Source organism: Jatrophihabitans sp., assembly GCF_051960575.1.
Classification (GTDB): domain Bacteria; phylum Actinomycetota; class Actinomycetes; order Mycobacteriales; family Jatrophihabitantaceae; genus JBQCEE01.
Genome location: NZ_JBQCEE010000352.1, coordinates 1 through 9,154 on the forward strand (window position 1 = coordinate 1; position 9,154 = coordinate 9,154).

Annotated in this window: 10 protein-coding genes; 3 read left to right on the forward strand and 7 right to left on the reverse strand. The window is 70.3% G+C overall.

The window, feature by feature from the left end:
* Positions 1–467, reverse strand: a 467-nt coding sequence (locus tag ACTHMS_RS19525) for an alanine dehydrogenase (RefSeq protein WP_440308330.1), incomplete at its 3' end; no start/stop codon positions are given.
* 50 nt (positions 468–517) lie between these two features.
* Between ACTHMS_RS19525 and ACTHMS_RS19530 the strand changes: the two genes are divergently transcribed.
* Positions 518–1,081: an Lrp/AsnC family transcriptional regulator gene (locus tag ACTHMS_RS19530; protein ID WP_440308331.1), complete on the forward strand. Its 564-nt coding sequence runs from the start codon at positions 518–520 to the stop codon at positions 1,079–1,081.
* 60 nt (positions 1,082–1,141) lie between these two features.
* Positions 1,142–1,729, forward strand: coding sequence for a hypothetical protein (locus tag ACTHMS_RS19535; RefSeq protein ID WP_440308332.1), 588 nt, complete (start codon positions 1,142–1,144; stop codon positions 1,727–1,729).
* Positions 1,730–1,732: 3 nt separating this feature from the next.
* Here ACTHMS_RS19535 and ddaH read toward each other — a convergent pair whose 3' ends face one another.
* The 5 genes from ddaH to ACTHMS_RS19560 all read right to left on the reverse strand — a co-directional run bounded on the left by ddaH (position 1,733) and on the right by ACTHMS_RS19560 (position 7,047).
* On the reverse strand, positions 1,733–2,599 hold the full coding sequence (ddaH, locus tag ACTHMS_RS19540; protein WP_440308333.1) for a dimethylargininase: 867 nt from the start codon (positions 2,597–2,599) through the stop codon (positions 1,733–1,735).
* A 111-nt stretch (positions 2,600–2,710) separates the two neighbouring features.
* Positions 2,711–3,583 carry an SCO6745 family protein gene (locus ACTHMS_RS19545; RefSeq protein ID WP_440308334.1) on the reverse strand — a complete coding sequence of 291 codons (873 nt, stop codon included), beginning with the start codon at positions 3,581–3,583 and terminating at the stop codon, positions 2,711–2,713.
* Positions 3,584–3,587: 4 nt separating this feature from the next.
* Positions 3,588–4,991 carry an aspartate aminotransferase family protein gene (locus ACTHMS_RS19550; RefSeq protein WP_440308335.1) on the reverse strand — a complete coding sequence of 468 codons (1,404 nt, stop codon included), beginning with the start codon at positions 4,989–4,991 and terminating at the stop codon, positions 3,588–3,590.
* Between the two features lie 26 nt (positions 4,992–5,017).
* Positions 5,018–5,458, reverse strand: coding sequence for an Lrp/AsnC family transcriptional regulator (locus ACTHMS_RS19555; RefSeq protein WP_440308336.1), 441 nt, complete (start codon positions 5,456–5,458; stop codon positions 5,018–5,020).
* 2 nt (positions 5,459–5,460) lie between these two features.
* A complete protein-coding gene (locus tag ACTHMS_RS19560) occupies positions 5,461–7,047 on the reverse strand; it encodes an APC family permease (protein ID WP_440308337.1) in 1,587 nt (528 codons plus the stop codon).
* A gap of 124 nt (positions 7,048–7,171) precedes the next feature.
* Between ACTHMS_RS19560 and ACTHMS_RS19565 the strand changes: the two genes are divergently transcribed.
* Positions 7,172–8,386 carry a saccharopine dehydrogenase family protein gene (locus ACTHMS_RS19565; RefSeq protein ID WP_440308338.1) on the forward strand — a complete coding sequence of 405 codons (1,215 nt, stop codon included), beginning with the start codon at positions 7,172–7,174 and terminating at the stop codon, positions 8,384–8,386.
* Here the strand turns inward: ACTHMS_RS19565 and ACTHMS_RS19570 are convergent.
* A complete protein-coding gene (locus ACTHMS_RS19570) occupies positions 8,383–8,943 on the reverse strand; it encodes a DM13 domain-containing protein (protein WP_440308339.1) in 561 nt (186 codons plus the stop codon). The two genes, ACTHMS_RS19565 and ACTHMS_RS19570, sit on opposite strands and share 4 nt — an antisense overlap.
* Between the last annotated feature and the right edge of the window lie 211 nt (positions 8,944–9,154).

Genomic DNA, 9,154 nt, shown 5'->3' on the forward strand with positions numbered 1-9,154 from the left:
CGTCCGCCGCCCTGGCGCATGAGGTGGTACGAGCCCACCTGCGGTGCGAGGCGGCCCGCGACCTCGGACATCGGCGCGAGCAGCGGCAGGCTGTTGTCGGCCAGCTGCACGGTCTCGTAGGCGATGCCGGTGGTGCCGGCGGCGAGCAGGGCGTCGGTGCAGGCGCGGTCGGCGGCGAGGTGCAGGTACGTGAACAGCACCTGGTCCTTGCGCATGCGGTGGTACTCCTCGGCGATCGGCTCCTTCACCTTGAGCACCAGCTCGGCGGTCTCCCACACCGCGTCGGCGGTGTCGAGGATCTTGGCGCCCGCGCCCACGTAGTCCTCGTCCGGGATGGACGAGCCGACGCCCGCCTCGTGCTCCACGAAGACCTCGTGGCCGTGGCGCACCAGTTCGTGCACGCCGGCGGGCGTGATCGCGACCCGGTACTCGTGGTTCTTGAGCTCGCGCGGGATGCCGACCTTCATCGCGGGGGACCGCCCTTCTCTGCGTGTCGTGTGCGTGCCAGCATGGACGAATGCACGGTGAGCGGTCCATCCCTCCGCAGAAGATTTCGTCGACGCCGCGTCCGACGCGACGAGGTTCGGCAGCGACCGTTCCCGCGGCGCCACGGGCGAAGGAAGTTCGGCGGCCGCTGGACGACGTCGACCGCACGTTGGTGACCCTGCTCGCCGAGGACGCGCGCATGCCGAACAACGCCTTGGCCGAGGCCGCCGGCATCGCGCCGTCGACGTGCCTGGCCCGCGTCCGCGCGCTGCGCGAGAGCGGGGTGATCCGCGGCTATCACGCCGACGTCGACCCGGCCGCCCTCGGACGCGGCCTGCAGGCGATGATCGCGGTGCGGCTGCAGTCGCACGCCCGCGGCCACATCCCGGCGTTCATGGCGTCGATCGCCACGCTGCCCGAGGTGCTCAACGTCTTCTTCCTCGGTGGCGCCGACGACTTCCTCGTGCACATCGCCGCGCACGACACCGAGGACCTGCGCAACTTCGTGGTCGTGAACCTGTCGAGCGACCCTGATGTGGCGTTGACTGAAACGAGTCTGATCTTCGACCACGTGCGCGGCGCGCCACTGCGGTGAACCGGGAAGGTGGTCGGTGACGTAGTTCGTTGCGAACCCCCGCACGTGAGAGAGAGACGCATGGACACCCTGAACGGCCTGCCCGCGCACGTCCTGTTGCTGCACGTCGTGGTGGTGATGATCCCGCTGGCGAGCATCGCGCTCCTGCTGCACGTCTTCTCGCCGAAGGCCCGGCGCCGTCTCGGCATCGTGACGCCGCTGCTGGCCTTCGTCGCGCTGGTGTTCGTACCGCTGACCACCAGCGCGGGCGAGTGGCTGCAGCACCGGGTACCGGACAGTCAGCTGGTGCACGACCACACGGAACTGGGCGACCAGCTGCTGCCGTTCGCCGCGGCCCTGTTCCTGGTGTCGGTCGCGGTGTGGGCGGCGGGACGCTACGTCGACGGCGAGTCGGTGCCGCTGCTCGCGCCGAAGGCCGAGGCACGTGCCGGCGAGCACGGCGGCTCGGGTGCGGGGGCGACAGCGACGGCGACGGCGGTGCTGCCCGCGCGCACGCTGCCGAAGTGGGCCCAGCCGGTGCTGTCGGTGCTGAGCGTGGTGGTCGTCGTCCTGGCCCTGATCTGGCTCTACCGCATCGGCGATTCCGGCGCGAAGGCTGCGTGGGACTACGTCAAGCACGTCCAGCCGCACGGCGGCGGCGACGGCTGACCCTCACCCGGCGGTGAGCGCACCGCCGGCGACGACCGTGTCGTCGGCGGTGCCGGCGGGCTGCTGGTGCAGTTCCAGCACGCAGCACTTCGCGCCACCGCCGGCCTTGCGCAGCTCGTCGAGCTCGAGCGGGACGACGGTGAACCCGCGCTCGGCGATACGGGCGCCCAGGTCCGGCGCCTCGGCCGACATCAGCACGGTGCGTCCGTCGCTCACCATGTTCACGCCGAGCACGGCGGCGTCCTGCGCACTCGCGGTGATCGCGTCGGGGAACAGGTCGCGCAGGATGCCGCGGCTCGCCGGGTCGAACGCTTCGGGCAGGTAGGCGACCGTGTCGTCGTCGAGCACGGCGAGTGCGGTGTCGAGGTGGTAGTACCGCGGGTCGGTGAGGGTGAGCGGCACGACCGGCAGGTCGAAGAAGTCGGCCACCTCGCGCACGGCCGCCGCCTCCGACCGCAGCCCGTGGCCGCCGAGCACGATGTCGCCGGCGAGCCGGAAGTCGCCCTCGCCCTCGTTGACGTGCTCGGCAGTGTGGACGTCGAGACCGAGCTCGGCGAGCCGGGCGGCGACGAGCACCGACTCGGCAGCGCGCTGCGGATGCCGGAAGTGGGCGACGAGCGCGCGGTCGCCGATGACGATGCCGCCGTTGGCGGTGAACACCAGATCCGGCAGGGTCGGCTGCGGCTCGAGCAGCAGCACCTCGTGACCGGCCCGCACCAGCGCGTCGTGCACACCCCGCCACTGCGCGACGGCGCGGTCGGCGCTGACCGGGCCGGCCGGGTCCATCCACGGGTTGATGCTGTAGTCGACCGCGAAGTGCGTCGGCGGGCAGAGCAGGTAGCGGCGGCGCGGGGGCTGGTCGTGCGTCATACCCGCTCGATGCCCACGCCGGGCGCGCGACAAACCGGCCGGTCGATGCCGTGATCGACACCCGTCCCGACCGCCTGCAGCCGGTCGGGACGGGTGTCGATCATGCACCGCTCAGCGGCCGAAGACGCCGCTGCCGAAGACGCCGGTCGCGACCACCTCGCGGCTCAACTGCTTGCCCAGCTCGATCGCGCGCAGCGTGCGCTGCTCGCCGAGCCGGGACCAGGCGGCCGTGTCGAGCCGGTCGGTCGTGGCCTCGATCGTGGCGCGCAGCTCGACCCCGGCCGGGGTGAGCTCGCTGCCGTCGAGCAGGCCGCGCTCGCGCAGCCCGGCCTCACCCGCCGCCCAATCGTCCTCGCTCCAGCCGCGCAGGTGCCGCGCCGCTGCCACGGTCATGCCGCGGCCCGTCGCACAGTGCGTGATGATCGCCTCGAGCCCGGACAGCCCGGCCGTGACGAGCGCGGCGATGTGGCCGTCGCCGCGGTACTCGCGCAGCAGCGTCACGGCGTGCCACAGCACCAGGTGCGGCTCGTCGGGCCAGGCCAGCTCGGCGTGGCCGGCGAACAGCGGCCGGCCCTCGACCGGCAGGTCGCCGGCCGCCTCGCGCAGCAACTGCGCGAGCTCGTCGATCTCGGCCGCGTGCTCGAGCAGGCCGAGGCGGCGGTACGCGCGGTCGACCACCCGCAGCCGCGCGGCGAGGATGTCGTCGATGCTCGCCAGCGTCCACGCGCGCGGGATGTACTTCGCCACCAGTGCGGGGTTGAAGTTGTGGAAGGTCGCCGCGGTCACCGCGGCGCCGACCGGCCCCATCGGGGCCGATCGGCTCGCGAAGTAGTGCATCCGCCCGGGACGCAGCCCCACGGCCGAGAACTCCTCGTCGGCCTCCGGCACGAAGTAGATCAACGAGTGCAGCGTGTCGGTGGCGCGATGGGCGCGGCCGGCGAGCGCTGCGGCGGCGGTGTCGGGATCGGGAGCGGCAGTCGTCACGAGGTCAGAGTCTGTTCCATGCCTCCGTCAGCACCGCACGCAGGATGCCCTCGATCTCGTCGAACTCGCGCTGGCCGATGATCAGCGGCGGCGCGAGCTGCACGACGGGGTCGCCCCGGTCGTCGGCCCGGCAGTACAGCCCGGCGTCGAACAGCGCCTTGGAAAGGAAGCCGCGCAGCAGCCGCTCGCTCTCGTCGTCGTCGAAGGTCTCCTTCGTCGCCTTGTCCTTCACGAGTTCGATGCCGTAGAAGTACCCGTCGCCGCGCACGTCGCCGACGATCGGCAGGTCATACAGCCGCTCGAGCGTCGCGCGGAACGCGCCTTCGTGCTCGAGCACGTGCTCGTTGAGCCGCTCGTGCTCGAAGATGTCGAGGTTGGCCATCGCCACCGCCGCGGACACCGGGTGGCCGCCGAAGGTGTAGCCGTGCGGGAAGTAGTCGGCGCCGCTGTAGAACGGCTCGGCGATGCGCTCGCTGATGAGGCACGCGCCGATCGGCGAGTAGCCGCTCGTCATGCCCTTCGCGCAGGTCAGCATGTCCGGCACGTAGCCGAACTTGTCGCAGGCGAAGGTGGTGCCGAGCCGGCCGAAGGCGCAGATCGTCTCGTCCGAGACGAGCAGCACGTCGTGCTTGTCGCAGATCGCGCGCAGCCGCTGGAAGTACCCGGGCGGCGGCGGGAAGCAGCCGCCGGAATTCTGCACCGGCTCGACGAAGACGGCGGCCACCGTGTCGGGGCCCTCCATCTCGATCGCGCGGTCGATCTCGTCGGCGGCCCACCGGCCGAAGGCCTCGAGGTCGTCGCCGTGCTCGGGCGCGCGGTAGAAGTTGGTGTTGGCGGCTTTGTGCGCGCCGGGCACCAGCGGCTCGAACCACTTGCGGGCGTCCGGGATGCCGGTGATGGACAGCGCGCCCTGCGGGGTGCCGTGGTAGGCGATCGATCGGCTGATCACCTTGTGCTTCATCGGCTTGCCGGTGAGCTTGAAGTACTGCTTGGCGAGCTTCCAGGCCGTCTCGACCGCTTCGCCGCCGCCGGTGGTGAAGAAGACCTTGTTGAGGTCGCCCGGCGCGAGGGTGGCCAGCCGGTCGGCCAGCGCGATCGCCTGCGGGTGCGCGTACGACCACAGCGGGAAGAAGGCGAGCTCGCTGGCCTGCTTCGCGGCCGCCTGCACGAGTTCCTGCCGGCCGTGCCCGGCCTGGACGACGAACAGCCCGGCCAGCCCGTCCAGGTAGCTCTTGCCGCGGGCGTCCCAGATGCGCGCGCCGTCGCCGCGGACGATCGTCGGCACAGGGACGTGACGGTAGCCCGACATGCGGGTGAAGTGCATCCAGAGGTGTTCGCGCGCCGACGCCGACAGGGCGTCGTGGTCGTAGCCGTGGGCGAACCGATCGGCGAACTGGGGGGTGGTCACGGGATTCTCCTGCGGTCAGGAGGCGCTCAGCGAGCGCCCCAGTTGTAGGTCTGTTTGACCAACTTCAGATAGACGAACGTCTCGGTGCGGACGACGCCCTCGATGGTGCGGATCTTCGTGTTCAGCAGGCTCAACAGATGTTGATCGTCCTGCACGACGACCTCGACGATCAGGTCGTGGCTGCCGGCGGTGATGACGATGTAGTCGACCTCGTCGATCTTGGCCAGCTGCTCGGCGACCATCTCGATGTCGCCGTTGACCGAGATGCCGATCATCGCCTGGCGTGCACGGCCCAGCTGCATCGGATCGGTGACGGCGACGACCTGCATCACGCCGGTGTCGATCAGCTTCTGCACGCGCTGGCGCACGGCAGCCTCGGACAGGCCGACCGCCTTGCCGATGGCGGCGTAGGGCCGGCGGCCGTCCTCCTGCAGCTGCTCGATGATCGCCAGCGAGATCTCGTCCATGGTCAGTACACGTCCGGGACGAGGGTGGCGGTGTCACGGTTCAAGGTCTCGCCGCGGAAGTAGGCGCGGGCGGACGTGGCGCGGGCGACGAACATCAGCACGACCCCGATGACGAAGGTGCCCACACCGATGAGGAAGACGCCACCGATCGTCCAGTGCGGCGAGAACGGCAGGTGCCAGCCCGTGTAACTCGCGCTGACGTCGCTCGGGGCGAGCCAGGCGTCGCGGAGGCTCCAGCCGAGGGCGCCGAACATGATCACGCCGCCGAGGGTCGGCAGGACGATCTTCAGCATCAGGTCGCCGGGCGTGCGCGCGTCGCGGCGGTAGTACCACGCGCAGGCGAAGGCGGTGAGCCCGTAGTAGAACGCGATCATCATGCCGAGCGCCGTGACGCAGTCGGCGATGACGCTCTGGGCGTTGCTGGTGTAGTTCAGCACGGCGTAGATCAGGATCGAGATCCCGCCGAAGGCCAGCGTCGACACGCTCGGCGTGAGGTGGCGCGGGTGCACCCTGGCGAAGACCTTCGGTATGGCGCGGTAGGTCGCCATCGACAGCGACGTGCGCGCCGTCGGCAGGATCGTGGTCTGCGTCGATGCGGCCGCGGACGTGAGCACCATCAGGATGAGCAGGTGCGACAGGGTCGTGCCGAGCGCGCCGCTGCCGAACACCGCCTTGCCGAGGATCGAGATCACGTCGCCGGAGTTGTCGCTGTTGCCGAGGCCGATGCCCTTGTCGCCGACACCGGCGAAGGACTGTGCGGCGATGGTGACCAGCGCGTAGGTGATCAGCAGCAGGACGGTCGAGATGACGGCCGCCCGGCCGGGGGTGCGGGTCGCGTCCTCGGTCTCCTCGTTCACCGACACGGCGCTGTCCCAACCCCAGTAGATGAACAGCATCAGGATCAGGCCGCGGACGAAGGACGAGAAGTCGGGGACGTCGAACGGGTTGAGCCACGACCACGAGAAGGTGACGGAGCCCGCGACGCCGTTGCCGGTGCCGACCTTGACCAGCGCGACGATCGAGAAGACCAGCAGCATGATCAGTTCGATCGTGAGCAGGGCCTTCTGGATGTTCGCCGACAGCTCGACGCCGACGTAGCAGATCCAGGTCATCAGCACGATCCACAGGCAGCCGACGAGCAGCACCCAACCGCTCGTCGGGTCGCCGCCGATGCCGTCGGCGTTGAAGAGCAGGAAGACGTACTGGCCGGCCACCTGCGCGAGGCTCGCCATCACCAGCAGGTCGGCGGCGATGATGCCCCAGCCGCCCAGCCAGCCGGTCGTGGGGTTGAACGCCCTTGTGGCCCAGGTGAAGGTGGTGCCGCAGTCGGGGTCGGCCTTGTTGAGCTGCTGGTAGCCGATGGCGGTCAGCAGCATCGGCACGAAGGCGAGGACGACGATGATCGGCGACTGGATGCCGACGAAGGCGACGATGAACCCGAGGGTGGCCGCCAGGCTGTACGCCGGGGCGGTCGAGGCGACGCCGATGACGACCGACGAGACAAGTCCGAGGGCGCCCGACTTGAGACCCTTCTGGCCGGTCAGGCCGGGGGTCGAGTGGTCTGGTGGCGGCGCGACGGTCCGGGTCATCAGCTCTCCATCCTGATCGGGTCAGTGCGTTTATCGCAGCTGTAGAGCTACCTGGCAAGGGTTTCCGTGGTGTTTCGGACGGCGGACCGTTGTTTTCCGTCGTCCCTAGCCTAGAGTGCCCGGCATGCGTCTGCTCATCCTCGGTGCCGGCGGCGTGGGGTCCGCCGCCGCGCTCATCGCCGCCCGCCGCCCGTTCGTGACCGAGGTCGTGCTCGCCGACTACGACCAGCTGCGGGCGCAGCGGGCGGCCGACGCGACCCGGGACGAGCGGTTCTCGGCCGTCCGGCTCGACGCGTCGGACGAGGCCGCGATCGTCGAACTGCTGCAGCAGCGGCGCTTCGACGCGGTGCTCGGCGCGACCGACCCGCGCTTCACGATGCCGATCTTCCGGGCGGCGTTGCAGGCGGGCGTGCACTACCTGGACATGGCGATGTCACTCTCGTCGCCGCACGCGTCCGACCCGTACCGGATGCCCGGCGTCAAGCTCGGCGACGAGCAGTTCGCGCTCGCGTCCGAGTGGGAGGCGAGCGGTGGCATCGCGCTGGTGGGCATGGGTGTCGAGCCCGGGCTCGCCGACGTCTTCGCGCGCTACGCCGCCGATCACCTCTTCAGCCGGATCGACGAGGCGGGCGTGCGCGACGGGGCGAACCTCGTCGTCGAGGGGTACGACTTCGCGCCGTCGTTCTCGATCTGGACCACGATCGAGGAGTGCCTGAACCCGCCGGTGGTGTACGAGAAGGAGCGCGGCTGGTTCACGACCGAGCCGTTCAGCGAGCCCGAGGTGTTCGACTTTCCGGAGGGCATCGGGCCGGTCGAGTGCGTCAACGTCGAGCACGAAGAGGTGCTGCTCATCCCGCGGTGGATCGACGCGCAGCGGGTGACGTTCAAGTACGGGCTGGGTGACGAGTTCATCGGCGTGCTGAAGACGCTGCACAAGCTGGGGCTCGACTCGACGAAGCCGGTGCGTGTCGGTGGCGTCGAGGTGTCGCCGCGCGACGTCGTCGCCGCCTGCCTGCCCGATCCGGCGACGCTCGGTGACCGGATGACCGGCAAGACATGCGCGGGGCTGTGGGTGCGCGGGCTCGGGAAGGACGGCACGCCGCGGTCGACGTACCTCTACCACGTGGTCGACAACGAGTGGTCGATGAAGGAGTACGGGTCGCAGGCGGTGGTCTGGCAGACGGCGGTCAACCCGATCGTCGCGCTCGAACTGATCCACTCCGGGGTCTGGTCGGGTGCCGGCGTGCTCGGTCCGGAGTCGTTCCCGGCCGACCCCTTCCTCGAGCTGCTCGCCGACGGCTACGGCTCGCCGTGGGGCCTCCAGGAGAAGGCTGTCTAACCGACGCGGACGAGGGCGGCGGCGCCGAACGAGACGTCGAAGCGATCGCACCAGATCGTGACGCTGCGGGCGCGGCCGAGGTCGACGTCCCGGGGGATCGCGTAGACGAGGTCGCCGTGGTTGCCCTTGAGGCCGCCGAGGTCGACGTGCCAGCCGTCGTCGAAGACGCGCCAGCCGCCCGGGGTGACCCGCTGGTCGGTGAGCCACACGTGAACGTCCGGGCCCTCGCTGGTGTCGAGGTCGGCGATGGCGAGCACCCGGCGTCCGTCGGCGAGGCGGACGACGCTCACCGTGCCGGACGTGTCGTGCTCGTGGCTGATCAGGCGGCCGCGTGCGAGCAGCGTGTCGCGGGTGGCCGGGGGAGCCGCGGGCCGGCCGACGGGTCGACTCGCGGGTGTCGATGGGGTGGTGACGTCGGCGGCGGCGACCGCCGGCAACCGGTCGTGCACGGTGTCGTTCGTCAGCAGCTTCCAGGGTTGGAACCAGTACGCCGCCCAGGCACCGACCGGGATGAGCACGGCGGCGGCGACGAGCAGGACGAGCGTGCGGCGGCGCATGCCGTGGACGCTAGGTCCGCGCGTCGCGTCCCGGCAGGTCTGTCGGGGTTACCGAAGTCTTACTTGCGCCAGAGGTTGCGACGCCGCTGCTGGTCCCAGACCAGGGCGATCAGCACCATGGCCGCGAAGATGATCAGCCAGACGGTGCCCGCGTTGTTGTAGTGCGTCGCGGTGATCATCAGGACCAGGATGATGATCACGACGATGCCGC

Excerpts from the sequence above, each read along its gene's own strand:
- ACTHMS_RS19535 (WP_440308332.1), top strand. The coding sequence starts at position 1,142 with ATGGACACCCTGAACGGCCTGCCCGCGCACGTCCTGTTGCTGCACGTC.
- ACTHMS_RS19560 (WP_440308337.1), bottom strand. The coding sequence starts at position 7,047 with ATGACCCGGACCGTCGCGCCGCCACCAGACCACTCGACCCCCGGCCTG.
- ACTHMS_RS19555 (WP_440308336.1), bottom strand. The coding sequence starts at position 5,458 with ATGGACGAGATCTCGCTGGCGATCATCGAGCAGCTGCAGGAGGACGGC.
- ddaH (WP_440308333.1), bottom strand. The coding sequence starts at position 2,599 with ATGACGCACGACCAGCCCCCGCGCCGCCGCTACCTGCTCTGCCCGCCG.
- ACTHMS_RS19570 (WP_440308339.1), bottom strand. The coding sequence starts at position 8,943 with ATGCGCCGCCGCACGCTCGTCCTGCTCGTCGCCGCCGCCGTGCTCATC.
- ACTHMS_RS19530 (WP_440308331.1), top strand. The coding sequence starts at position 518 with ATGCACGGTGAGCGGTCCATCCCTCCGCAGAAGATTTCGTCGACGCCG.
- ACTHMS_RS19565 (WP_440308338.1), top strand. The coding sequence starts at position 7,172 with ATGCGTCTGCTCATCCTCGGTGCCGGCGGCGTGGGGTCCGCCGCCGCG.